Origin of the sequence: Cohnella massiliensis (assembly GCF_900169535.1) — a bacterium.
Lineage (GTDB): Bacteria > Bacillota > Bacilli > Paenibacillales > Paenibacillaceae > Cohnella > Cohnella algarum.
The window spans coordinates 2120745-2144043 of sequence record NZ_LT821259.1; the positions used below are offsets into that span (position 1 = coordinate 2120745).

The window sequence follows — 23299 nt, forward strand, 5'->3', positions numbered from 1 at the left end:
TAAATTTCGTGTTACATTCAAAGGGACCATTCCCGATGCGAGGTGTTTTTGATGAAACCGGAAACTCTTTTTTTGAAAATCGCCGTTGTTCTGATTGCCATCCCCGTCCTTGCCTTGTGCATCTTCGGGCTGCCCAGGTTCGCTTATGAAACGGCGGATTATTTTCCGGCTTATTGGCTGTATCCCGCTATAACCGGCATGTACGTTTCGGCGATTCCGTTTTTCGTTGCCTTGTATCAGGCTCTGCGGCTTTTAACCTATATCGACAAAAACGAAGCGTTCTCGGATTTATCCATCAAGGCCTTAAAAACGATCAAACGCTGCGCCATCCTCATCACGATCTTGTATGTCGCCATCCTGCCGTTCCTGTACCTCATGGCGGATCAAGACGACGCCCCGGGAATCGTGGCGATCGGATTGGTCATTACGTTCGGTTCGATCGTGATTGCCGTCTTTGCCGCCGTTCTTCAGAAGCTGCTGCAAAATGCCATCGATATCAAATCCGAGAACGATCTAACGGTCTGAGGTGAAAAATATGGCCATTATCATCAATATTGACGTGATGCTGGCGAAAAGGAAAATGAGCGTAACCGAGCTTTCGGAGCGGATCGGAATTACGATGGCGAACCTTTCGATATTGAAAAACGGGAAGGCAAAAGCGATCCGGCTTTCGACTCTGGAGGCCATTTGCAAAGCGCTGGATTGCCAACCCGGGGACATTCTGGAATATCGAAGCGACGAATCATCGCCTTGACGCGAACGGTCGCAGCGCCAATCGGTAAAAATCCGCCCAACCGTAAGGATTGACCTGCACCCCGATCAGACGCTCGTCGAAATAGGTCATCTGCTTCAAATGGTACAAGAAAGCCAGCGCCGTTTCGTCGCTCAGCCACCGTTCGATTTCCCGCACAAGCCGGATGCGTTCGCCGGGTTCGGGTTCGGCTTCTGCCTCCAGCAACCTGGCATGCAGACGCTCCCGAACGGGGGAGGAGAGGTGCCTGCGCACGACATGACGGTCGTCGTACATGAGGCGCAGGAAGGAGACGACCGGATTTTCGTCCGCGACCGCGTTGGCGAGGACGAGATCCGCTTCATCGATCGCCTCGGGCCGAATAAAATCCTCATAGTCCCGTACCTCGACCTCGAGTTTGACCCCTGCGGCCGCGCATCGATCCCTCAGCCAGCGGGCGTTTCGCTCAAGGGAATCGTTCAGGATGCGGTAGGTCAGCAGCCGCAACGGCCGCTCCGGGAAAATCGGGGGAGGCCCCAACTCCGTCCGACGCTTCATGCCGTTCCGAAGCTCCGTCTCCATCTCCATCTCCATCAGGCTCCATTCGGGAAAAAAGCTGCGAGCCGGACGATGCTTCCGGGGATCGAGCTCCGCGTTCATCAGGTTCGGATCGGCGGCGCGGATGAGCCAGTTCCGAAACTCGCCCGATTCCAGCGGTCCCGGTCTGTTCCGCTGAAAGGTCAAATAGGTGCAGCCGGCCTCGACCCGTTCGATGTCGGGCGGATGGCCGCTCCCCCCGTGAAGTTGAAAGGGGTGAATATACGGGATCGTCTCCCCGTCGAGCTCGGTCAGGGCCGACGGGCGATGGCTCGTTTCCGGCAATATCCACAGCTCGACCCGGTCGAGCTGGGCCCGGCCCGCGAAATAGGCGGGGAACGCCTCGAGAACGATCTGCGAGTCGCCGTTCTCCGTTACGCGAAACGGTCCGCTCCCGACCGGAAGCCTGGCGAATTCCCGAGACCGCGCCGCCGATCGGGGAAGGATCGAGGCGCGAGGCGAAGCGAGCAGCTGCGGCAACAGCCAGTACGGCCGCCGCAGCCTGATCTCGAGACCGTAAGGGCCGATCGTTCGCATCCCTGCCAAAGGCAGCTCCGTCCATTCCGTTCTTCCGAATTCCGCCGATGTCAATCGCTCAAGGGTGTACCGCGCATCTTCGGCGCGGAGCTCGGTTTTGTCGTGGAAGAGCACGCCTTTGCGCAAATAAAACGTCCAGATTCGCCCGGTGCTGTCGGATTCCCAGTAATAAGCCAGATGGGGAACAACCGTTTGGCCGTCGTCGCCGCGGCGGACGAGCGTATCGAACGCTTGCCGGACCATGTGCCACTCGGTACGGCGCAGCGTCCAGGCCGGATCGAGATTGGGCATGGCGCGGTAGAAGGGAAGACGAAGCGTGTCGGTCTGGCGGTTCTCGTCGGCGTCGATATGGTAGCCGAACCGTCCTTCCAGCCAGCGCGCAAAACGCTCGCGCATGTCTTCGCCGGCCCCGTGTTCGCCAAGCAGGCGAATCCCGTCCTGCAAACGTCCCTTGTCCGTTGCTTCCTGCGCGAGCAGCAGCACAACATCCGATCCCGAGGCGGTCAGCGCGAGCGTGGAGCGGTTGCCGCGCCCTCGCCCCGGAGACCAGGCGATCCAGCCGGCCATGCTCAAGCGGCGGAGAATCCACTTGACGTTGCGCGGGGTGCAGTGCCATACGTCGGCCAATTGATCCAAAGTCGTCTCGAGAGCTCGACCTGCTTCCAGGTCGCCGAATAGTTGCCGCAGCTTGAAGAAATGCTCTGCCAGCCTCAAAGGAGGCACCTCCGTTTAAAAAAAAGGGGAAGATCTGTCGAAAGTAGTTTACACTTTTTATTCCCCCTTTTCCAACTACAATGAGAGTGGACGAACGTTCACGCAAGGATGGAAACAGGAGGAGCAGAACATGGAAATCGTACTGACGACTTGGAATCCGGAGAAAATGCGATGGTTGTCGCAAGGGTTCGACCGCTTGTCCGTCGAAAGCAGGCCTCTGCGCCCCGGCGAAGCGGAAGACGTGGACGAAAACGGAGATACGTTTGAGGCGAACGCGCTTTTGAAGGCGCATGCCATTCCAGAAGCGGAGAACCGTATCGTCGTCGCCGAAGACTCGGGGCTGTGCGTCGATGCGCTGGGCGGGCAGCCCGGCGTCCGCACGGCCCGCTGGGCCCCCGGGAGCGATGACGACCGCAGCCTCTTGCTGCTCGAGCGGCTGACGGGCGTCGAGCCTGCGCGTCGCGGCGCAGCGTTCGTAAGCGCGGTGGCCGTCCGTTTTCCCGACGGCGGCAGTTGGGCAGGCCGCGGCGAGCTGCGCGGACGGATCGCGCTCGCTCCGCGCGGCGACCGGGCGGACGGCTATGCCCGCATCTTCGAGTTGCCGGGCGGACGCACGATTGCCGAGCTCGGACCGGACGTCGTCGAGCCCCATGATCATCGCAGGCAGGCGCTGGCGCTGGCGGCGACATGCATCGGGGAATGGCTCGCCTCGAACGGAGCGATGAGGCGGCCATGAGCACGCCGGATCGCGTTCGCGCCGGCAGCCTTGCCAACGCTTCGCCGGAAGGGCATAGAGATCGATACGTCATCGCTGTCGGCGCGGCCGTGCTGGTCACGCTCTTGTGGTCGACCTCGTATATTCTGAACAAATTCGCGTTCGAGCACGGCGTCGGACCGTTCACCTTGGCCGGCCTCCGATACGCGGTGTCGGCAGGCGCGCTGCTGCTGGCGCGCGCGATCGCGTCGCGCCGGCGAACGGCGCGGCAAGCGTCAGGACCGGCTGCGCCGGCGGAAGGAGCGCGCATTATATTCTGCTCGGCGCGACCGGCTATCTGATGGCGCAAGGATTGCAGTACGCCGGCCAAATGTTCGTTACGCCGACGCAGACGAGCATGGTATTGGCAGTCGGCAATACGACGGCCCTGGTCGCGCTGGACATGATTTGGCTACGGGAAATTCGTGGCCGTTCGTCGTTTTTGGGCATCGCGGCCGCGATGGCGGGGATCGTCCTGTTTTATTACCCATGGGACTTTGGCGGGGGCCATTTCAGCGGCATCCTCTTGATTCTGGCCTCTTGCGTCGGGTACGCGGTCCATCTGGCGCTATCGAGACATTTGCTGAAGACGGGCAGGGCGCAGCCGGGAGAGCTGGTCCTTGCGCCGATGGCCATAGGCGCCGCCGGCATGCTGACCGTCGGATTTGCGCTCGAAGGGGTGCCGAGCTTCTCGTGGCCGCTTGCGGGCATTCTGTTATGGCTGGGGGCGATCAACGGAGCGTTCGCCTTCTCGCTTTGGACGTGGAGCCAAAAACGGCTGCGGGCCTACGAAAGCAGCCTCATCAACAATCTGATGCTGCTGGAGGTCGCAGCCCTGGATGTGCTCGTTTTTCATCGGAGCCTGTCGGCGATCGAGCTGTCCGGACTGCTGCTGGCCGGCTTCGCCGTGATCTTCGTGCAGTTGTCCCCGCTATGGAAGCGGTCGTCCCGAAGGGGGCGAGCCGGCGCCCCGGAAGCCTAAGCTCGCCGAACGGACAGAAGACGGGCGATCGGAAGCCGATGCTTGAACCGGACGGATGGTCCCGGGACTATTTGCTTGCAAGCAGCAGCTTCGCGCCAACCAGTCCGATGACGAAAAAGCAACGAATGGATCAGGATATAAGAGCTGCAGGCCATGATGACGATCGTGGATATCCCGACTTGCGTTATCCGCTCCGACGGCCCTCCGACCCACATGGCGATGAATCCGGCCGCCGCCTGCACGAAGAAGAACCAGGTCAGCGTAATCCAGGGGACGACGAGATGGAATTGCAGCGCGCTCAAGCCCTTCATTTTAGGCAGCTGCGCGACCAATTCCTTGCAATAGGCCTCCGGATCGTCGCCGAACACGTCCCGGGCCGTCCGGCCCCGGGCTTGGGCTTCCGACAAATGCTGGGCGATCTCAAGCAATAGCTCCTCGCTTTTGGCTTCCTGCAAACGGCTGCTGCGGATATAAACGACCATGTCCTCGTAATAACGCCGGTTCTCGGGTGACATGGCTTCCCGGAGCTTGTTGTTTTCTTCGAGGGGTTCCGCCAACATTTTAACGAAAATATACGCTAAGCCCCGTGATCATGTCCGGCTTTGCGTTATTTCTACTCTAAGCTGATATAGAACGTGTTACTCGACCCAACCGGTTATTTTAACCTGTAAGTACACGGAACGTCATTTTCCCCTAATGTTAGGAACCGATATGGGCAGATGCTCATATACTTTCCTATAAACAATAAGCTGACGTTGGGAGGAGACAAAATTGTATCAAGTGCCTTCTTACTGGGGAAGTCCATACTATATGCGAGTCGATTTTGTGCCTATATGGAGCACAGAATTTCCGAAAGCAGTCCAAATGATAAAGGAAGCGGTACAAGGGGAGCGTAACGATGAGTTGTTCTACGATGAATTGATCAACCTGGCTCCCTCAAAAGAACAGGTGGCCATTATAGAAAGCATCCGTAACGATGAGCGCGGCCACAATAAAATGTATAGAGCGATGTATCGGGCTTTGACGGGACAGGAAATTGTAGGCATCAGTAGTGAGCAATATGAGCGGGTGCAATCCTATATAGAGGGTCTACAGCGGGCCTTGATGGGGGAGTTGGGTGCGGTGGAAAAATACCGCAACATCTGGTTTGGATTGCCTGCTGGCATCTATAAAGATACGGTGTATGGTATCATATTGGATGAGCTAAAGCACGCTGCAAAATATAATTATTTGATTACGTTGAATCTCAGGTAGCTATTTATAATCAATACTATTCCACATCAACTGGATGCCGAATATTATCCTTATAATCATCCACATAAAGTTGACCGTTGCTGCCTTTTACGGCGTAGAATACGTCCTCTAACTTTTTGCCGCGTGCCTTCAGTTGGGACAGTATCCAGGATTCAGGAATATGGTTGGAGTTTAGAAGTCCGGTGATAAAGTCCGCGTAAGCAGGCTTTTATCACGGTTTTGTCGAATTAATATCGTAACACGACTATCGAAAGAGTGATTAGGTATGAAAGCCCGCAAGTCATCGGCTATCCAGCCTCAGATGTTCCAATTCGTGGATATGGATGAACTCGTGCCGAAAAAGCACATCCTGCGCCAACTGAACGAAGCGCTTGATTTTTCCATCGTTCATGATTGGGTGGCGCCTCTATATACGGAACGTACCGGCCGCCCGGCGGCTGACCCGGAGCGGATGGTTCGACTGATGCTGCTTTCGTATTTGTTCAACCATTCCGAACGGGAATTGTATCAACTGTTGCCCATGCATGCGGGCTATTTGTGGTTTTGCGGACTGGATTTCGAATCCGTCGTGCGCCCGGACTCATCGCGGCCGTCCCTGCCGGATCGGACGACCTTGGTGAAGACCCGGAAATTGTGGCGAACGCACGGTGTTTTTGAGAAGCTGATGAAACATGTCGTCGATCAGTGCATCGCCGCGGGACTGGTCCAACCCGATGTGCATGTCGGCGTCGACGGCACCCAGGTACGGGCCAACGCATCCATTCACAGCTTGAAAGAAATCACCCTGGCCCCGGTGGAGTCGATTGAAGACTATTTGGCTCGCATCGCCCGGCAAGATGAAGAGACCGGTGGTGTCGCCCATGATTCCGATGATGACCGACAGCCGCCCGCACCGCCCGCGCAAAAAGAGCGGCTGCTGGAAGACGAAGCGACGCATGAAGATTTTCATGGCAAAACGTTCTCGAACAAGACCCACCGCAGCGTAACGGATCCGGATGCCCGCTTGTACAAAAAGAGCAACGGTCAGGAAGCGCATTTGCGGTATTTGGTGCATGATGTGACGGATATCAAATCCGGCGTCATTCTGTCTACGCAAGCGAGCATCGCGTCCGGAACGGCTGAGCGTGAAACGAGCTTGCGGCAGCTCTTCGCGATCCGTTTTGCCCATCCGCAAATCCGGATTCGGACGCTTTCTGCCGATAAAGCCTACGGTACGACAGATTATCTGCAAGCGTTGTTCGAGCAAGGGATTGTTCCCCTGGTTTCGCTTCGCAACCTGACACTGGAAGATGTACCTGCTTGGAAACGTCAAACGAACGATCCGGAGAAACAACGCAAACGGCTGGCCAAAATCCGGGAAATCCAAATTCGAAACAAAGCCAAACGAATTCAGCTTATGGGTTCTTACCGTCATCTGCAAAAGTTGCGGACGCGGTGCGAGCATGTGTTTGCCGAAAGCAAAGTCGCGCATGGCCTGGGCCGCGCACGGAGCCGTGGATTGGACTGCATGCAAGAGCAGGCGGTGCTCACGGCCATCGTTCAAAATCTGAAAAGACTGTGCCGGTTTAAGAAAAAGCGACCACAAACCGGTGTTTTGGCATGTCCAAAACCGAAATCCGTGATGATGGAGGCAGTGTCGGACCTGCTCATTTCGGCGCTGGTTGGGTTGTTTTCCTCTTTTTTTATGCCGAAGAGACGGTTACAACTGACCTAAATCACCGGACTTTTAGAGTTTCATGCAAAAGCTGCCCGTCTATTATGTTCGCCGCCTGACTTTATGGCGGGAAAAAGGCATGAATTCGCCATTCGGTGTGGCGGAGCCAAACCGAATAAACAGCCGACAATAGCCTAATCCCTTCTGTACAATGACGGTGGATTAGGCTATTGTCGATTAAAAAGGAAAATGCTCCCGAACCTTTGGCGAGGATCCCCGGGAGCATTCACTTCATCATGTCAAAAATACTTTATTTCGGCCTTTCTTGCAAGGCTTATTTACGCACATTCGGAAATCAATCTCCTGACGTCCAGCTCTGCTGTGAAAACTGCGGTCGGCTTCTCCATAAACACGGTCGTTATTGGCGAGGAATTGTGACGAAGCATGAGGTCATCCAGATCCCGATCTACCGTCGATATTGTCCTACCTGTAGAATAACAATCTCCCTCCTGCCGGAGTTCCTGATTCCATGGGCCCGGTATGCGACTTGGGTGCGAGAAGCGGCATTAAAGCGCAAGCACAAGGGATTCTCTTGGCGGCAGACGACAGAAAGCACAACAACTCCTGCCGTGCGTTATAGCCGCCGTACGTTGAAACGCTGGTGGGCAAGACATCTGCGCCGCGCAGCGGATGCAGCACTATGGGTTGCTGGGAAACTCGTAGCCCAGGGGGACGACACGGATATGCTCCACCTTTACCCCACCATGATGAACCCAACGCCAATGGATACATTGGATTGGCTGGACAAACTGTTACCCCGATTCATCCCCGCTGGCGCATCCAGACGGGGCTATTGGACGTTTCTAAATGCGAGGTTACCTGTAGCATCACGCTTATAAATCCCTTCAGCATCCACCGCCAAGGAGCAAGGCAAACGAAAATCGCCTCCAAAATTGCTTTAAAAATCGCCTGGACGGCAAGTTGCCCTCCTGATCCCACAAAATATGCGCCCTCCCTGGCTTCTAGCGTCTATGCGATACTCTCATAGACCACAGGGAGAGGAGATTTAGCATGGATGAGCAAGCAAGGCAGCAAGAAGCCAACTTCCGTTATGGCTTAATTGCATCACTGGTTAGCCGCAAATTGGATCCCGGAGAACAGATGGCGTTGATGCGCGAAATTGTAAGCCATGAGTATGAAACGTCGTCGGGACAGCGAAGGAGAATTAGTCTACGAACGCTTGAGCGATATTTAAAAGCGTATCGCGAAGGCGGATGGGAGGCGCTGTTGCCCTCCGTCCGAGCAGACAAACTCACGACCAGGGAAATCCCCGAGGATGTGCTTGCCAAAGCGATTGCCTTAAAGCAGGAGCAACCCGGCCGAAGCGTCAGGCAGATTATTGCGATTCTGGAACTGGCGGCATTCGTGGCCCCCGGCACCCTGAAAGAAAGCACGCTTAGCAAGCAGCTTCGCCGCCGCGGCGTCACGCGCAAAGCGTTACTGAATACGGGGTGGAGCCACTTTCGCCGGTTTGAAGCCACGCACCGAAATAGCATGTGGCAAGGCGATGTGCAGCATACCCTTTACCTTCCGCATCCGGACAAGCCCGGCAAGAAGGTCATGGCCTATCTGGTTATTTTCATTGACGATTACTCTCGCTTCGTTGTGCATGGCCAGTTCTATTTCGAGGAACGTGTGGCCCGGCTGGAGGATTGCCTGAAGAAGGCGATTTTAAAGAACGGAGTGCCGGAAATGATCTATGTCGATAACGGCGCCATCTATTCTTCACACCATTTTGAGCGGATTTGCGGGCGACTGGGGGCAGAGCTTAAGCATACTCGCCCCGGACGTCCTATGGGACGCGGGAAGCAAGAAAAGTTCTTCCGATTTGTCGACCAGAGCTTTGTGCCGGAGGCATACGACCTGATTGAACAAGGGAAGATCCAGACGCTTAACGATTTGAATCGATTCTTCTCGGCGTGGCTTGAGATTGCTTACCACCAGAAAGTCCACAACAGCTTTAAGCAGCGCCCAGTCGACCGATACCAAAAAGACGACCACCCGATTCGCATGTTGCCGCCGCATGAACTCATAGAAGTATTCTTGCTGGAGGAATCCCGCAAAGTGGACAAAACGGGATGCATCTCGCTGCTGGGCACGATATTCGAGGTCCAGACAGAGCTTGCCGGCTCGAAGATTCAGGTGCGATTCGATCCGCACGACCTGTCCGTCATCCAGGTGTGGAAGGACGGCCAGCGCTATGAAGACGCGAAGCCAATGAAGCTCCGCGATCCGAAAAACCGGCCGAAGCAGGATGAACCGAAGGCCGTCATGCAACCGCCGAAGACGGGCCTCAACTATGTGGAATTATTGGTGGAAGAACAGAAACGGCAGACCCGCGAAGCGCAAGGCGCTGCGCTTTCGCGAGCGATGAAAGAGGTGAATCGCTCATGATTCGTGGTTTCTTCGGGTGGGAGCGCGTTCCGTTCACCCGGGAGATTGAAACACGGCATCTGCACCGCTCCAAGCGATTCGAAGAATGTGTAGCACGGATGCAGTATATGGTGATGACTCGCTCGATTGGCTGCGTCACCGGTGAAATTGGCTGCGGCAAGTCGACAGCCGTTCGCTACTTGAAAGACCAACTGGATCCGAACAAGTACCGGTTTATCTATCTGTCGGATGCGAATCTGAAACCAAGGGACTTTTACCGTGAACTCCTCCACCACTTCGGCTTGCCGCCCAAGTTTCTGCGCAGCGAAGCCAAACGGCAATTCCAGCACCTCGTATGGGATTTGTACGAGAACCAGCAGAAGGTCGCCGTTATTGTCGTGGATGAAGCGCACCTGCTTTCAGGAGACATGCTGCAAGAAATACGCTTTTTGACGAATTTTCGTATGGACTCGATTTCGCCGCTTGCCCTGCTGCTCATTGGACAGCCGGAACTACAGGCCACGTTGCAACTGAGAATCTTCAAGCCGATTACACAGCGGATGAACGTGCGTTTTCATTTGGAAGGCTTGTCGCTCGAGGAGTGCCGCGATTACATCTCCCACCAATTGGAGGTTGCCGGAAATACAGGGCCGGTGTTTACGACAGAAGCGATGGACGCCATATACGCGCATGCTCGGGGGATATGCCGAGAGATAAATAACGTCTGCACCGCTGCGCTTCTGGATGCAGTGCTGCGAAAAGACAAAATGATTGATACCGTCCATGTGACGAGGATCCTAGCTGAATTTAAGGAACAGTGAGGGATGACAAATATGAATGAGATACGATTTCATGGAGATACCGAGCGTTGGAACGTGTACGATGGAGAAGAGTTGCTTTGCTCGCTACGTTGTGGTGATGCCGTGATGATTCAAGTAGGAAAGCACTTCTTGCCATCCAACCTTGAGCTCGATACGGACTGGTACGTGAAGTTTGGAAATTCGAAGTTCTGGCTCCACCGACATGCCAAGTACCGCGTCCGACCGCTGTTCTAACTGCTCTTCGGAGCAGTTTTTTTACGCCGACAAACAAAGGCGAAATATAATTGTCTCCGAAACGGCGGTGAGGAAAGCAAAAAGCCACCGTCATTGGCGGTTCCGAATCTACCGTCAATTAAAGTGGCTGATGACACTGTTCCAATTCAGCAAGATGCTCCTGGTATTGAAGGATTAGGGTTATAAGCATCCTTAAATTAACAAGGTGGCTCGAATACATAGTATGTTTGAACGGGTTTTTTTTAGCCGCTTCCAGAAGCCTTTGAGCACGTTCATCAATCCAAGCGTCAGAACGCCCCCGCCTTGAAGAAAGCAGGGAGGAAATGCTGGATTTGAGCAGTGTCACGTCAGTCTGTAAAACCATTTGTGAAGTGGGGAGCTGGCTTAAGAACTGAAGCGATACTTTAGAGTAAATGGCTCCGAGCACGCCCTTATATTCAGGAAAAACCTGATCTTGGACCGCTTGGAATTGCAATTTCGTTTGGACGCACATGTTCGACAGGGCTTCGTGTTGACGTGTTAAATAGCGCAAATTAAGCAGTTGAACTCCTCTTTTTCGAAAGTTCTGAAACTCCTCTTTGTAATACAATTCACCTAGAAGGTAAGCGTCCGCGGCATCCGTCTTCACCTTGCGAAGATTTGTTTTTCTTAATCGATTGGAGATCAGCGGATTAATGACGATGTATGGGTACCGGTGTTCCTCCAGGTACGGGATCTGAGTCCCAACCAGCCTCAAACATGGTAGTAACAAGTAGGGGGTGAACATTATAGCTGACGGGATCAGGTCCCACGGGCAGGTACGTTCGACCCGGCTACCCACAATCGTCGACCCTAAATAAAAAAGGATCAACCAGTAATAACTGGCTGACCTCATAATACGAAAGGGCAGATTTGCTCAATAAAGGATGTGGATGTACTTTAGGCCGCAACAACTTTAACCACACCTTCAACGTCTAACCATAAGAAATACATCAGATAAGGAGTGAACGTTTTGAAAAAGCTTATCTCTGCAGTTGCCGCGCTATGCCTTCTGATCTTCGCATCATCCGTTTACGCCGCCGAACCCGTGAAAATACTTATGAAAAATCAAGACGATGCCACAACGATCGCCATTTCCTCCGATGTAAGTCCCGATATGAAGAATAACCGAACTATGGTACCTCTACGTGTTATCAGTGAAAATCTGGGAGCTACGGTCAACTGGTTGGATTCGGCAGTCGTGCTCACAAAAAGCAATGTGGAGGTAATTTTACAGCTGAATAGCAATAAGGCAGTCATAAATGGTAAAACGGTGCTGTTTGATGCTAAACCCTATCTAAAGAATAATCGCACGATGGTTCCGCTTCGTTTTATTGCAGAGGCGTTCGGTTCCGATGTCAGTTATAGTAACAATGCAGTAACCGTCGAAACCAAGCCATTGATTATCGATGGTGTGACGGTGAAAGCATTGCAACAAGAATACTACCTGACTATGGGCAGCGTAGTAAATCAAATCAATGGGAATAGCTATAATGAAGTAATATATAATATTTTTGTAGAAAACAAAGGCAAGAAGGTTGAAGCACCTTCTAATTTATCCCCGAGTAGTCTCCCCAACTCTGGTGACTACTATAAAGCTGGACAATATGACTTTTTAGACCTAGAAGGGGACAGCATCAAACGTTTTGACATTTATTCTTTAGCTAGATCCCTACCAGTTGATGGGGATCCTGAAGTTTTGATTTATGAAGGGAATGAAAACCAATGGTATAGGTTTAACTACGCCGCAAGTCTAGAGATATTGCAATTAATTGATACAGCCTCAAAGAACGGGTTTCTAAAGCAGATCAGCAATACTGCTCCGTAAAGGGTACGACAGCTTAATAACCCAAGAAAACGAGGCTGCCGATGGGATTGATCAGCGGCCTTTGTTGCGCTCCCTCGGTAAAATGTAGTTTTCTCACGAATGCTCGCAGTAGTCGGTAAAGAGCGCCCCGCGGACCTCGACCGCTAGGTGGGGGCTATTTGACGCTTACCTATATGATTGAGGGCGCATTTGTGTCAAACCCTTTATTGAGGGGTCATTGGGGAGTGATTTGTGTCATTAGACAAAAATACGAGAAAGAAGCAATTGGTCGGAGTCCTTCGACACATACCGACATATGTATAAAATACGGGTTTTGTGAAAAAGATTATATACCTTGAAGCTCTCCTCAAATCTTCCTAGCCACAATGAAATATTCCTGAGAACTTTTCTTCAAGCAATCCGTTTCGATAATTGAAAAATTCCCTTTCTCAATTGTATCGACCAAATGACGATTGTTTTTTTAATAATACATATTTATTATTATGTAAACTATTAACGGCGGATTTCTCGCCGAAATCGTTGAACGAACCGGAATGGGCGCTTATTTGAACGTTACGGTCTAACGAATAAAACAGGGCCGCGACGCCGTTCGACCATTTGGGATCGATCAGTGTCGCGGCCCTGTTACGCAAAAAGCTACTCCTCGCGCCCGGCGCCTTCGTCGGCCGCCGCCTCATTCCCAGCCGCCGCGCCGGCGATTCTGAAGGCCGCCAGCTTGCGGATCCGGCGCTGGCCGACTTCGCGGACGGCGAACGTATAGCCGCCGTAATCGAACTGCGGCTTCTCCTGATTGGTCGGAATCCGCTTCAGCTGGCCGACCATGAATCCGCCGAGCGTATCGAACTCCTCTACCGGCAAGCGAATGCCAAGCACATCCTGAGCATCGTCGAGAGACATCGTGCCGCTGAACAGATAGCTGCCTTCCTCGATCTCCTCGAAATCAAGCTCGTCGTCGTCATGCTCGTCGTAAATATTGCCGACGATCTCTTCCAGCAAATCCTCCATCGTCACGATCCCGGCCGTGCCGCCGTATTCGTCGACGACAATCGCCATATGGACGCGGTTCTGCTGCAGTTCTTCGAACAGAACGTTCGTCTTCTTCGATGCCGGAATGAAGTAAGCGGTATTCACGAGCTCCAGCAAGTTCCACGGACGATCGTCTTCGTTTCGCATGTAGCGGATCAAGTCCTTGATGTGCAAAATGCCGATGACGTTGTCAATGGACTCCTCGTATACGGGATAGCGCGTATATTGCTCGTTCGCCGCCAGGTCCGCCACCGTTTGCCGGTCGGCATCGATCGGGATCGCCAGCACGTCGGTCCGATGCGTCATAATGTCGGACACGGTCATATTGTCAAAATCGAAAATATTGTTGATCATCAGCTTTTCGCTGGCCTGGATCGTCCCCCGCTCCGTTCCGGTATCCAGCATCATCCGGATTTCTTCCTCGGACACCTCTTCGTCGTTGGCATTCGGATCGATGCCGAACAAGCGGACGAGCATATTGGTCGAGGCCGTCAGCAGCTTCACGAACGGAGCCGTTATTTTCGAAAGAACGTATAGCGTATCGGCCGCAAACATGGCCATGGCTTCCGCTTTTTTCATCGCCACGCGTTTAGGCACCAGTTCCCCGAGAACGAGTTGAAAATAGGAGAGTACCAGCGTGATGACGATCAGCGAAATCGTACTCAACACGGCCGGGGAAATCGAGACGCCCAGACCGATCAAATAATCCGCCAGGTCGCCCGCGAAGCTTTCGCCCGCAAAGGCGCTGGCGAAAAATCCGGCAAGCGTGATGCCGATCTGAATCGTCGCCAGAAATCGGCTCGGCTCGCCCAGCAAACCGACGATCCGCTTCGCTTTGCGATGGCCCTGCTTGGCCATCAGCCGAATTTTATTGTCGTTAAGCGAAATCAGCGCAATCTCCGACGCGGCAAAAAACGCGTTAATCAAAATAAGAACAACGATGATCAATAATTCGAACAAAAGATGTCGCCCCCTCCGCTATAATTCAATCATTTGCTTTTTTCGTCGTCATGAAACGTTCGGACCGATAAGTTCGTGTTCCCGAAACTCATTTCCCCCATCTCCTGAACCCGGATTGATTTATTCTAAGCCAAGAAATAAACGAAAAGGCATAACCCGCCGTCCGGTTTGCGGACGCAGGTTATGCCTGTTATTTCTTGAATCTTATTCCATCGCATCAAGAAAACGCTGTTGCTTCGCTCAGACTCGCAGTTGCTACTGTCAGGGTCATCCGAATCATGCATGGCGCGCAAAAAACCTCTTTCCCAAAAATATAGAATTTATGATACTAGAAAAACCCGGCCTGTGTCAAATCGCTTTTTAACGAAATCCGTCAGACGTTTGTCTTTCTCCATTCGTCCAGCTGCCTTTGCTTTTCGGCAACGATCTTTTCGGCCCCCGCTTTTTTCAACTTGTCGAGAAATTCCGGCAGCGTCTTGTCGAGGTCGGACGTTCCCGAAGCCAGAAGATCCTGCCAAGCAAAAACAGAACCGCCAGATGGGCCGACTTTGTATGAAAAATCATACAAGTATCTTTTTGAAAGCGATAAATAATGGTTTTTTGTATGAAATATCATACAAAATTGTGTGCATGATCGCCTGAAGGGCTGACTTTGTATGATAAATCGTACAAATGCCTTCGCGGAAGGGGTAAATGGTGAATTTTTGTGTGAAATATCATACAAAAGCATTTGCGGAACCGCCTGAAGGACCGACTTTGCTCTTTGCAGGAGTGCTCGTATGTCATTGCGGTTACGGGAAGCCGCTATTGCGAGATTTCCCTCCATGAACAAATAACGGACTTTGGAGGCCGCTACTTAGCCGGTGCAAGGCCGGAAAGCCCCGCCCAACCAAAATAACGGTCGAGAAAGGCCGCTATTGCGAAAGATTACCGCAAATGCCGGCATGTCAGCAGCCTCTTTCGCTCGGCTATGGCTGTCGGGCGCCCGCCGCCGCAGGAAGCGAGAACGCGAACGTCACGCCGCCCCGCTCGTTGCGCGCCCCGTAACGGCTGCCGTGCAAATCGAGAATTTGCTTGACGATGGCAAGCCCGATCCCGGTTCCGCCGCTCTCGCGGTCCCGCGCTTTGTCGACGCGGTAAAATTGCGTCCAAATGCGGGGCAGCTCCTCCTCCGGTATGGGCTCGCCTTCGTTGTGAACCCGGAAAAACCATTCTCCGCCGGCCTGAAAAGCCGTCAGCGTTACCGCTCCGCCTTCCGGCGCGTGCCGAACGGCATTCGTCACCAGATTGGTCAGCACCTGGCCGATCCGGAACCGGTCCGCCGCCACTTCGATGCGGCCGTCCGCATCTTCCGTCAGCTCCAATCTCACCCGTACGCCATGCTCCGCCCCGAGCGCTTCCGCCCGTTCCGCCGCCTCCTCGAGCAGCTCCGCGGCATCGAACGTCTCCAGCTTCAACCGGTACTGCCCGGCCTCGAGATGGGACAAGTCCAGCATATCGCCGACGATCGCGGACATGCGCCTAGTCTCCTCCATGATGACGTCCGCATAGCGCTCCCGCTTCGCCCCGTCCCCGATATTGTCCCGCAAGCCTTCCGCATAGCCGCCGATCAGGCTGAGCGGCGTCTTGAGCTCGTGCGAAACGCCGGCGACGAAATCGCGCCGCATCCGCTCCAGCCGCTTCTCCCTCTCGATATCTTTGCGCAGCTTGGCGTTCGCCTCGTGCAGCTCCGACAGCGCCCGCTCCAGGTTATCCGCCAGAAAGTCGAACGTCCGCGCAAGCTCGCCGATTTCGTCCTTGCGGCGCCACCGGAAGCGATGCGAAAAATCGAGCGAAGCGAGCCTCCCGGCCAGCTCGTTCAAGGAGCGGAGCGGCTTCGTCAGCACGTGCGCATACAGGAACGCGAGAAGCGGAACGAGCACGATCGCCACGCCGAACGCGTACCCGGAAAAGTCGCGGATGACGCTTGCCGCCCCGATGACCGGCCGAAGCGATGATACGGCGAACAGCACGTTCACGGTCTGTCCCTCGGCCGCGACCGGGGCGACGACGATCAGCTGGTCCGCCCCGGCCCGGTTCTCCCCGATCCCCTTGGCGCGGTACACCAGCGTCTCCCCCTGCAGGACGACCTTGGCGAACGCTTGTTCATCCTGGCGCCACTCCTGCAGGCCAAGCATGAATTGGCGATCTTCCTCCCCGGGACCGTAGCCCGGAAGGGAAGGCCATATCGACACGCCCGGCTCCATCGCTTCGGCCTCCTCTTCGGCCGGTCTTCCTCGCCTAATGAGCATGCCGCCCTCTTCAAACGTCACCAGGGCGATCGTGGCATAGTAATCGTCCTCGAACTCGAAGAAATACGGGGGGAATCCCGCTCCGGACAACGCCGCGCCTTCCAACACGAACCGGTCCCGCACGACGTTCATTTGCGCCGCGATGTCCTTGATCTGGCGGCGCTCGTAGAACGAGGAAAAGCTTCCCGCAAGCACCAGCAGCAGTCCTCCAAGAATGAGCATGACGACCAGAAACGTAATGGCGAACAGCCGGAGCGCGACGGAGTGCTTCCAGTTTTTCACGACCGCATTCACGGCGTCACCTTCATCCGGTACCCATTGCCCCTCAGCGTCGCGATCCACTCCGCGCGGTCTCCCAGCTTCTGACGCAGCCGTTTCACGTGGGTGTCGACCGTCCGGATGTCGCCCTCGTAGTCGTACCCCCACACCGCGTTCAGCAGCATGTCGCGGCTGAGCACCCGGTTGCGGTTGCGGACGAAATGCAGCAGCAGGTCGAACTCTTTGGGCGAAAGCGTCAGCGGCTTGCCCTCAAGCGCCGCTTCCCTCGCGGTCACATCCAGCGTCAGTTCCCCCATATCCAGCCGTTCGCCGGCCGCGCCCCCGCCTTCCGCTTTTTTCGCGGCCTCCGCCCGCTTCAAGAGCGCCTTCACCTTCGCCGCCAGCACCTTCGGGCTGAACGGCTTCGTCATATAATCGTCGGCCCCGAGATCGTACCCGAGCAGCTTGTCGTCCTCTTCCGACTTGGCCGTCAGAAACACGATCGGCACGTCCGATTCGGCGCGAATCGCTTCGCACACGTCATACCCGTCCAGCCCGGGCATCAAAATATCCAAAATCACGAGATCGGGCGCTTCCTTCCGGAACGCCTCCAACGCCTTGTCGCCGCGGGCGCATTCGCGCCAGCCCAGGCCTTCCTCCTCCAAATAATCGGCGATCAATTCCCGAATCCGCCGTTCGTCCTCGACGATCAACACCTTCGGCTTCAAGCTCATCCTTCCCTTCCCCGAACCGTTCCGCTTTTGATGCAGCTTTATTGTAAGACGGGCCGTTCGGCTTTGTCACGCCCCGGCCTGTCACACGGCTGTCACATAGCGCGGCTATGATGATGAGCGAAATGCATCCGGGCGCCTGGAGCCGCCCGAAGGAAGGAGGAGATGAACCTGAGCCGGCTTCGCCGACATTACCGGCGGGACGCGCCGTACGTGCTGCTGTTTCTGGCTCCCGGACTGGCCGGATTTCTGCTGTTTTTCATCGTTCCGTTCGGTTCGGTCGCGTATTATTCGGCAATCGACAATCCCGCAAACGGAAATTTCGCCGGCTTCGAGAACTACCGGAGTCTATGGGCCAGCGATTCGTTTCGCAAAGCGTTCGCGAACTCCCTGGCGTTCGCCGGCGTCGGCGTCCCTTTGCTGTTCGCGGTTTCTCTCGGGCTTGCCTTGCTCCTTCAAGCGAACATGCCGCTTCGGCAGCCGCTTCGAACGGCGTTTTTGCTGCCGCTCGTCGTCCCGGTCGCCTCCGTCATTCTGGTGTGGCAAACGCTGTTTCATTGGAACGGGGCGCTGAACGGGCTGTTGGCCCATTGGGGATTCGCTCCGGTCGACTGGATGAACACGAGATGGGCGTTCGTCGTCATGCTCGCCGTATTTCTCTGGAAAAACGCCGGCTACAACCTCGTCCTGTTTCTGGCGGGACTCGCCAACATTCCGGCGGAGCAGTACGAAGCGGCTTCGATCGACGGCGCGGGCAGGCTGAGCCGCTTTCGGCATATCACCTGGCCGGGCCTTGCGCCGACCTCCTTTTTCGTCGTCGTCATGAGCATCGTCCAATCGTTCAAAGTGTTCCGCGAAACGTATTTGGTGGCCGGCGCCTATCCGCACGACAGCCTTTACACGCTGCAGCACTTTATGAACAACATGTTTCAGGCGCTGAATTATTCGAAGCTGACGGCGGCGGCCGTTTTGCTTGCGATCGTGATCGGAGCGACGATATACGCGCTGTTCCGGCTGGAGGCGCGTTCAAGGGGGATGACGGAATGATGGCAACCGCTTTGCGGCAGCCGATCATGGCGCTGAAACTGGCGTTTCTGCTCGCGATCGCGTTGGCCGTGCTGTTCCCCGTCGTGCTGACCGTCGCCAACGCCTTCATGTCCGAAGCGGAAATCGGCCGCCATTACGAGGCGCTAAGCGGCGAGGAGCAGACCGCCGCGCGCAAGTACGCCGCCATCCGCCTCGTGCCGGAGAACGCGACGCTCTCGCAATTCGGAGAGGTGCTGCTGAAGCGGCCGAAGTTTCTGCTGCATTTCTGGAATTCGGCGAAGCTCACGCTCCCGATCGTGATCGGCCAAACCGTCGTCGGCACGCTGGCGGGATTCGCGTTCGCCAAGCTCGCCTTTCCCGGCCGGGACAAGCTGTTTTTCGTTTACTTGCTCACGATGCTCATGCCGTTTCAGGTCACGCTTGTCCCGAATTACCTCGTGGCGGAAAAACTCGGCCTGCTCGGCGGCTACGGCGCGATCGTCCTGCCCGGCATCTTCGCGCCGTTCGGCGTGTTTCTCATGCGGCAGTTCATGGCCGGCGTCCCCGCCCCTTACCTCGAAGCGGCCAAAATCGACGGCGCCGGCCCCATTCGCGCGTTTGCCCGCATCGCCCTGCCGCTTGCGAAGCCCGGCATTGCCGCGCTTTTCCTGCTGTCGTTCGTGGACAACTGGAACATGGTGGAACAGCCGCTCCTGTTTTTGACGGAGCCGATTCGCCAGCCGCTGTCCGTATATTTGGCAAGTATTGCGGAGGGCGCCGGAGGCGTCGCGTTCGCCTCGTCGGTGCTGTACATGACGCCGATGGTGCTCATTTTCCTGTACGGCGAAGAGCATCTGGTGGAAGGCATTCAAATGTCGGGAATCAAGGGGTAGCCCGAAGAAAGGAGAACCGCTTGCAAACGGAACGACGCAAAAAGACGCTTCGCCTGACGATCGGCCTCTTTTTCGCGGCTTTGCTGGCGCTGACGTTTTTGTCCAACACGATTCAGGGGCTTTCGCTGCCGAAAGTGTCCGTCGAGAAGCCCGCCACGGGCGGTCTCGACCTGATCGTGACGGGAGACGGCTTTCTCGAGCCTGCGCACGTCGCGCAGCTATTCGCCTCGGGAGATTGGACGGTCGAGAACATTCGGGTCGAGAAAAACGACCGGGTCCGAAAAGGCGATCCGCTCGTCGAGTTCGACACGGCTTCGACCGAACGAACGCTCGAGGACCAGCAGACCCGCTACAAACAGAAGCAACTGCAATTGAGCAAGATGACGGACCAATTGAAAACGATGCTGCGGAGCGGCGACGAAGCCGGCGTCGAGAACCTGAAACGGGACATCGAAATCCATCGGCTCGATATGCAGGTGCTGGAGCGCGAAATCGACGACCTGAAAAAGCTGATCGACGAAGGCCGCACGCTGAAGTCCCCCGTCGACGGCATCGTGACCGAGATCAACGTTTCCGAGGGCGTCGCAGCTAACCGCGGACAGCCGGCCGTCTCCGTCGCCGACGACGTCTCCGGCTATACGTTTTCCATTACGGCCGACAGCGACGAAGCCTCCATGCTTCGCATCGGCGACAGCGTGTCCGTTCAGCTGGACGAGACGCCGCCGCGGAACGTCGACGGGATCATCTCGAACATCGAGGACGCGGCGGCCGATGCCGACGGCAACGCCAACAAGCGAATTACGTTCGGGCTCAAGGACGCCGACTTGTCGCCGGGCCTGAAAGCCGCCGTCGAGATCCGCAACCAAAGCCCGTCTTTCGGCCTGCAAATCCCGAAATCCGCGCTTCATAGCGACACCAACGGCTATTATGTCTTTACCCTGACGGAAAAAGACGGACCGCTCGGCGCCGCCCATTACGTCAGCAAAACGTATGTGACCGTCAAGGATGAAAACGGCGACACCGTCGTCGCCGACGGGCTGATGCCGGACGAGCGCTTCGTAACGGACGCAAGCGAGCCGATCAGCGACGGAGATCGCGTCAGATATTCATCCTGAACTTAAAACTTAGGATTGAAACAGGGAGGAAACGAAATGAAAAAACGGACAAAAGGCTGGCATTCGATCGGTCTTCTTCTGCTATGCGCCGCGCTCGCGGCATGCTCGGGACAGCGGCAAAACGGAAACGAATCGGGGAACGCGGGCGAAACGCCGGCCGCCCCCGGCGTCGCGCAGAAAACCTCGGACGGCAAAACGGTCGTCACGATGTCCGTCATGACGAAGGACCGATTTCTGACGCAAGCGGAGCGGCTTTTCGAAGCCGCCCACCCCGACATCGACGTTCAAATCGTCGAAACCGTGCCCGCGGATACGAGCGGCGGGGATCAAATGATCGTGAAGAAGGAATGGAAAGCGGGTTCGGAAACGAATGCGGAGGACATCGAAAAATACGCGAACAGCGTCAATACGGCGATAATGTCCGGTCAGGCGTCGGACATCATCTCGGCGGAATATCTCCCTATCGACAAGTATGCGGAAAAGGGGCTGCTCGCCGACTGGAACGAACTGGCCGAACAGGATGCAGACTTTGCGAAATCCGACTATTACGAGAACGTCTTAAGCGCCGTTACGGACGATACTGGCTGGTACGGCATCCCCACCTCTTTCGCGCTGGAAGTTATGCTCGGCGACGAGGCGTTTTTAACGCAAAACGGTCTCGATCAACAAACATGGACATGGGATCAATTCGTCGATTTATTAAACAAAACGAAAGCCGACGGGAAATACGGAATTTCCAGAATGTCGCCGGAGATGCTGCTCGCCTTCCTCGTCGAAACGACCTACGATCAATTGGTCAAGCGGGACGGAAGCTCCGCTTCCTTCGATGCAGCCGCATTCCAAGCGTACATGGAGAAGATCAAGAAGCTATACGACGACGGTCTGGCGACGGCGGACATGATGGGCGCGCAAAATACGGCCTTCTCCTCCGAAAGTCTGGATTCGCCGATGAACGCTCTGTTAGTCCCTACGATGAGCGGACAAAAAAACATGCTCCAGCCTCCCGGAACGGGCGACGGCGGAGGCATTCCGTTCAAATCGAACCAGGTGCTCGGGCTGAACGCCAAATCGCATGTCAAAAACGAGGCATGGTCCTTCGTCAAGTTCCTGCTTTCCGAAGAAATGCAGGCCGATCAGGCGATGATGAACTTTCCCGTGAACAAGGCCGCGTTGAGCGCCAAGCTGACCGAAACCAGACAGCTGCTTGAAGGAAGCGCAAGCGGGAAAGACGGCCCGAAAATCACGCTTCGCAACGAATCCGGAGAAGTCAAGCCGACGATCACCGATGAAGATATTCAAAAGGTGCTCGACTTCATTCCTTCCGTCGGCAAGTACGGCAACCGGGATCCGAAAGTGCTGGGCATGATCGCCGAAGAAACCGCCGCCTTCTTCTCCGGCAGCAAGACGGCGGAAGCGGTCTCCGGGGCGCTCGCCAACCGGATCGACACGTATTTGAACGAGTAAGCAGGCGATTGGTCGTTAACCCCATTAAATGTTGAACGCCCGGAAGCCATGGTCAGTTGGCTTTCCGGGCGTTTTTCCAAGCAAACATTTCGAGCGACTCGATGAGACTCTTTTCATTTTGGCCTGCTCTATCATGCTTCGTCGGTACTATCCCTTTTCCGCAATCAGCCGGGTCAGCATCCGGTCGAACTTGTTCGGACTCACGATTTCGTGCGTCACGAATTTCCCGTCGTAAAACAGGCCGAACGTCGTCCAAATCGTCGGCCCGTTTTGCGCTTCTTCGCGCTTCGTCATGCGATGCGCTTGAAACGGAACGTTTCTTGCCGCCGCCACTTTGCTCAGTTCTTCGAGGACGCCGACGGCGAACGGGCACTGAGCCGTGTAGTAGACGGAGATGCCTTCGTCATCCGTTGAGAGCCGCGCCCGTTTGTTGAAGGTGGGGACGACGGCCCGTTCGTTCCATCTTAACGCCATTAATTGAAAATAGGGTTCGGCCCGATCGACGGCCTCGAAGCCCATATGTTCGAAGAACGTTTTATCGCTTAAAAAAGGGAGCTTCTTGTTCGAGACGATATGGACGATACCATCCATCCCCCGCTCGATCGCGTCGTTTTTGCAGTAGTCCAGCAGTTGCTTCGCATACCCGTTGTTTTGATGCCTGCCGGAAACCCACAAACAATGGACGTACATGAAATTCGGCGCGCAAATCGGCACCCACGCCTTTTCGGCGGGCATATATTCGATAAAAACTTTCGCGCGTTCATCCAAGCGATAAAAAACCAATCCTTCGTCCATCCGGTCTTTGAGCCACTGCTTCTTCTCGGCTACGGCGCGCTCGTACGATTTTGTCCCAAGCGCGCAGCAAATGTGTTCCGTCTCGATTTGATCGCTTGTCATACGGATCCAGCCCAAGCTGACAACCTCCATCCCGTACGCGAAAAATTCAGGTTCAAGCCTTCTCAAGCCTTCTCGTTCGAGG

Annotated in this window: 23 protein-coding genes and 1 pseudogene; 16 read left to right on the forward strand and 8 right to left on the reverse strand. The window is 55.3% G+C overall.

The features are described 5' to 3' along the window. Positions 1–51: 51 nt before the first annotated feature. Both B7E11_RS23625 and B7E11_RS23630 read left to right on the forward strand, forming a co-directional pair. On the forward strand, positions 52–525 hold the full coding sequence (locus tag B7E11_RS23625) for a DUF2975 domain-containing protein (protein ID WP_080839432.1): 474 nt from the start codon (positions 52–54) through the stop codon (positions 523–525). A 10-nt stretch (positions 526–535) separates the two neighbouring features. Beyond that, positions 536–754 carry a helix-turn-helix domain-containing protein gene (locus B7E11_RS23630; RefSeq protein WP_080839434.1) on the forward strand — a complete coding sequence of 73 codons (219 nt, stop codon included), beginning with the start codon at positions 536–538 and terminating at the stop codon, positions 752–754. Here B7E11_RS23630 and B7E11_RS23635 read toward each other — a convergent pair. Continuing rightward, positions 743–2578, reverse strand: coding sequence for an ABC transporter substrate-binding protein (locus B7E11_RS23635; protein WP_176220872.1), 1836 nt, complete (start codon positions 2576–2578; stop codon positions 743–745). The two genes, B7E11_RS23630 and B7E11_RS23635, sit on opposite strands and share 12 nt — an antisense overlap. Positions 2579–2708: 130 nt before the next feature. Here B7E11_RS23635 and B7E11_RS23640 point away from each other — a divergent pair, with 130 nt between their 5' ends. Genes B7E11_RS23640 through B7E11_RS23645 form a run of 3 tightly spaced genes read left to right on the forward strand, consistent with a single transcriptional unit; the run spans position 2709 to position 4314 of the window. Further along, the gene (locus B7E11_RS23640) at positions 2709–3314 is read left to right on the forward strand and encodes a non-canonical purine NTP pyrophosphatase (protein WP_080839437.1); all 606 of its coding nucleotides are present in this window, start codon (positions 2709–2711) and stop codon (positions 3312–3314) included. Then, positions 3311–3634: a hypothetical protein gene (locus tag B7E11_RS30455; protein WP_245809807.1), complete on the forward strand. Its 324-nt coding sequence runs from the start codon at positions 3311–3313 to the stop codon at positions 3632–3634. The genes B7E11_RS23640 and B7E11_RS30455 overlap by 4 nt, the downstream gene beginning before the upstream one ends. Next, entirely contained in the window at positions 3634–4314 is a 681-nt protein-coding gene (locus B7E11_RS23645) for a DMT family transporter (protein WP_245809808.1), read from the forward strand. Before B7E11_RS30455 ends, B7E11_RS23645 begins: the two co-directional genes overlap by 1 nt. Here B7E11_RS23645 and B7E11_RS23650 read toward each other — a convergent pair. Beyond that, on the reverse strand, positions 4311–4829 hold the full coding sequence (locus B7E11_RS23650) for a DUF1129 family protein (RefSeq protein WP_240353374.1): 519 nt from the start codon (positions 4827–4829) through the stop codon (positions 4311–4313). The two genes, B7E11_RS23645 and B7E11_RS23650, sit on opposite strands and share 4 nt — an antisense overlap. Positions 4830–5094: 265 nt before the next feature. Here B7E11_RS23650 and B7E11_RS23655 point away from each other — a divergent pair, with 265 nt between their 5' ends. From B7E11_RS23655 to B7E11_RS31045, 6 genes are all read left to right on the forward strand, one after another. Then, entirely contained in the window at positions 5095–5568 is a 474-nt protein-coding gene (locus tag B7E11_RS23655; protein ID WP_245809865.1) for a ferritin-like domain-containing protein, read from the forward strand. A 265-nt stretch (positions 5569–5833) separates the two neighbouring features. Beyond that, positions 5834–7282: a transposase gene (locus B7E11_RS23660; RefSeq protein ID WP_080839445.1), complete on the forward strand. Its 1449-nt coding sequence runs from the start codon at positions 5834–5836 to the stop codon at positions 7280–7282. Between the two features lie 236 nt (positions 7283–7518). Next, entirely contained in the window at positions 7519–8121 is a 603-nt protein-coding gene (locus tag B7E11_RS31040) for a DUF6431 domain-containing protein (protein WP_420830679.1), read from the forward strand. 172 nt (positions 8122–8293) lie between these two features. Then, the gene (locus tag B7E11_RS23665) at positions 8294–9676 is read left to right on the forward strand and encodes a DDE-type integrase/transposase/recombinase (protein ID WP_080832306.1); all 1383 of its coding nucleotides are present in this window, start codon (positions 8294–8296) and stop codon (positions 9674–9676) included. Beyond that, positions 9673–10476 carry an ExeA family protein gene (locus tag B7E11_RS23670; RefSeq protein ID WP_080839446.1) on the forward strand — a complete coding sequence of 268 codons (804 nt, stop codon included), beginning with the start codon at positions 9673–9675 and terminating at the stop codon, positions 10474–10476. The genes B7E11_RS23665 and B7E11_RS23670 overlap by 4 nt, the downstream gene beginning before the upstream one ends. Positions 10477–10488: 12 nt before the next feature. Next, positions 10489–10710: a DUF5348 domain-containing protein gene (locus B7E11_RS31045; protein ID WP_176220599.1), complete on the forward strand. Its 222-nt coding sequence runs from the start codon at positions 10489–10491 to the stop codon at positions 10708–10710. A 136-nt stretch (positions 10711–10846) separates the two neighbouring features. On the opposite strand, the pseudogene B7E11_RS23680 reads toward B7E11_RS31045, so the two are convergent. Beyond that, positions 10847–11425 (reverse strand): annotated as a pseudogene (locus tag B7E11_RS23680) (IS110 family transposase); the annotation flags it as partial. A gap of 267 nt (positions 11426–11692) precedes the next feature. Between B7E11_RS23680 and B7E11_RS23685 the strand changes: the two are divergent. Further along, positions 11693–12556, forward strand: coding sequence for a copper amine oxidase N-terminal domain-containing protein (locus B7E11_RS23685; RefSeq protein WP_338026313.1), 864 nt, complete (start codon positions 11693–11695; stop codon positions 12554–12556). A gap of 636 nt (positions 12557–13192) precedes the next feature. On the opposite strand, the gene B7E11_RS23690 is transcribed toward B7E11_RS23685, so the two are convergent. The 4 genes from B7E11_RS23690 to B7E11_RS23705 all read right to left on the reverse strand — a co-directional run bounded on the left by B7E11_RS23690 (position 13193) and on the right by B7E11_RS23705 (position 17825). Further along, positions 13193–14542 carry a hemolysin family protein gene (locus tag B7E11_RS23690; protein WP_080839450.1) on the reverse strand — a complete coding sequence of 450 codons (1350 nt, stop codon included), beginning with the start codon at positions 14540–14542 and terminating at the stop codon, positions 13193–13195. A gap of 373 nt (positions 14543–14915) precedes the next feature. Continuing rightward, on the reverse strand, positions 14916–15272 hold the full coding sequence (locus B7E11_RS23695) for a DUF3502 domain-containing protein (protein ID WP_139787293.1): 357 nt from the start codon (positions 15270–15272) through the stop codon (positions 14916–14918). Between the two features lie 238 nt (positions 15273–15510). Then, positions 15511–17127 carry a sensor histidine kinase gene (locus B7E11_RS23700; protein ID WP_080839454.1) on the reverse strand — a complete coding sequence of 539 codons (1617 nt, stop codon included), beginning with the start codon at positions 17125–17127 and terminating at the stop codon, positions 15511–15513. Beyond that, on the reverse strand, positions 17124–17825 hold the full coding sequence (locus tag B7E11_RS23705) for a response regulator transcription factor (protein ID WP_080839455.1): 702 nt from the start codon (positions 17823–17825) through the stop codon (positions 17124–17126). Before B7E11_RS23705 ends, B7E11_RS23700 begins: the two co-directional genes overlap by 4 nt. A gap of 162 nt (positions 17826–17987) precedes the next feature. On the opposite strand from B7E11_RS23705, the gene B7E11_RS23710 reads away from it, so the two are divergent. From B7E11_RS23710 to B7E11_RS23725, 4 genes are read left to right on the forward strand one after another with little or no spacing between them, the layout of a single operon-like run. Further along, entirely contained in the window at positions 17988–18869 is an 882-nt protein-coding gene (locus B7E11_RS23710) for a carbohydrate ABC transporter permease (protein ID WP_080839457.1), read from the forward strand. Next, positions 18866–19741 carry a carbohydrate ABC transporter permease gene (locus tag B7E11_RS23715; RefSeq protein ID WP_245809809.1) on the forward strand — a complete coding sequence of 292 codons (876 nt, stop codon included), beginning with the start codon at positions 18866–18868 and terminating at the stop codon, positions 19739–19741. The genes B7E11_RS23710 and B7E11_RS23715 overlap by 4 nt, the downstream gene beginning before the upstream one ends. Before the next feature lie 20 nt (positions 19742–19761). Beyond that, a complete protein-coding gene (locus B7E11_RS23720; protein ID WP_080839459.1) occupies positions 19762–20856 on the forward strand; it encodes an efflux RND transporter periplasmic adaptor subunit in 1095 nt (364 codons plus the stop codon). A 36-nt stretch (positions 20857–20892) separates the two neighbouring features. Beyond that, positions 20893–22320, forward strand: a complete 1428-nt coding sequence (locus B7E11_RS23725) for an ABC transporter substrate-binding protein (protein ID WP_080839461.1) — start codon at positions 20893–20895, stop codon at positions 22318–22320. Between the two features lie 147 nt (positions 22321–22467). Here the strand turns inward: B7E11_RS23725 and B7E11_RS23730 are convergent, their stop codons facing one another. Then, positions 22468–23232: a GNAT family N-acetyltransferase gene (locus tag B7E11_RS23730; RefSeq protein WP_080839462.1), complete on the reverse strand. Its 765-nt coding sequence runs from the start codon at positions 23230–23232 to the stop codon at positions 22468–22470. Positions 23233–23299: the final 67 nt, after the last annotated feature.

Coding starts and splice junctions, on each gene's coding strand:
- B7E11_RS23705 (WP_080839455.1), bottom strand. CDS start 17,825: ATGAGCTTGAAGCCGAAGGTGTTGATCGTCGAGGACGAACGGCGGATT.
- B7E11_RS23695 (WP_139787293.1), bottom strand. CDS start 15,272: ATGCTTTTGTATGATATTTCACACAAAAATTCACCATTTACCCCTTCC.
- B7E11_RS30455 (WP_245809807.1), top strand. CDS start 3,311: ATGAGCACGCCGGATCGCGTTCGCGCCGGCAGCCTTGCCAACGCTTCG.
- B7E11_RS23710 (WP_080839457.1), top strand. CDS start 17,988: ATGAACCTGAGCCGGCTTCGCCGACATTACCGGCGGGACGCGCCGTAC.
- B7E11_RS23645 (WP_245809808.1), top strand. CDS start 3,634: ATGGCGCAAGGATTGCAGTACGCCGGCCAAATGTTCGTTACGCCGACG.
- B7E11_RS23650 (WP_240353374.1), bottom strand. CDS start 4,829: ATGTCACCCGAGAACCGGCGTTATTACGAGGACATGGTCGTTTATATC.
- B7E11_RS23670 (WP_080839446.1), top strand. CDS start 9,673: ATGATTCGTGGTTTCTTCGGGTGGGAGCGCGTTCCGTTCACCCGGGAG.
- B7E11_RS23725 (WP_080839461.1), top strand. CDS start 20,893: ATGAAAAAACGGACAAAAGGCTGGCATTCGATCGGTCTTCTTCTGCTA.
- B7E11_RS23630 (WP_080839434.1), top strand. CDS start 536: ATGGCCATTATCATCAATATTGACGTGATGCTGGCGAAAAGGAAAATG.
- B7E11_RS31045 (WP_176220599.1), top strand. CDS start 10,489: ATGAATGAGATACGATTTCATGGAGATACCGAGCGTTGGAACGTGTAC.
- B7E11_RS23715 (WP_245809809.1), top strand. CDS start 18,866: ATGATGGCAACCGCTTTGCGGCAGCCGATCATGGCGCTGAAACTGGCG.
- B7E11_RS31040 (WP_420830679.1), top strand. CDS start 7,519: ATGTCAAAAATACTTTATTTCGGCCTTTCTTGCAAGGCTTATTTACGC.
- B7E11_RS23625 (WP_080839432.1), top strand. CDS start 52: ATGAAACCGGAAACTCTTTTTTTGAAAATCGCCGTTGTTCTGATTGCC.
- B7E11_RS23640 (WP_080839437.1), top strand. CDS start 2,709: ATGGAAATCGTACTGACGACTTGGAATCCGGAGAAAATGCGATGGTTG.
- B7E11_RS23665 (WP_080832306.1), top strand. CDS start 8,294: ATGGATGAGCAAGCAAGGCAGCAAGAAGCCAACTTCCGTTATGGCTTA.
- B7E11_RS23660 (WP_080839445.1), top strand. CDS start 5,834: ATGAAAGCCCGCAAGTCATCGGCTATCCAGCCTCAGATGTTCCAATTC.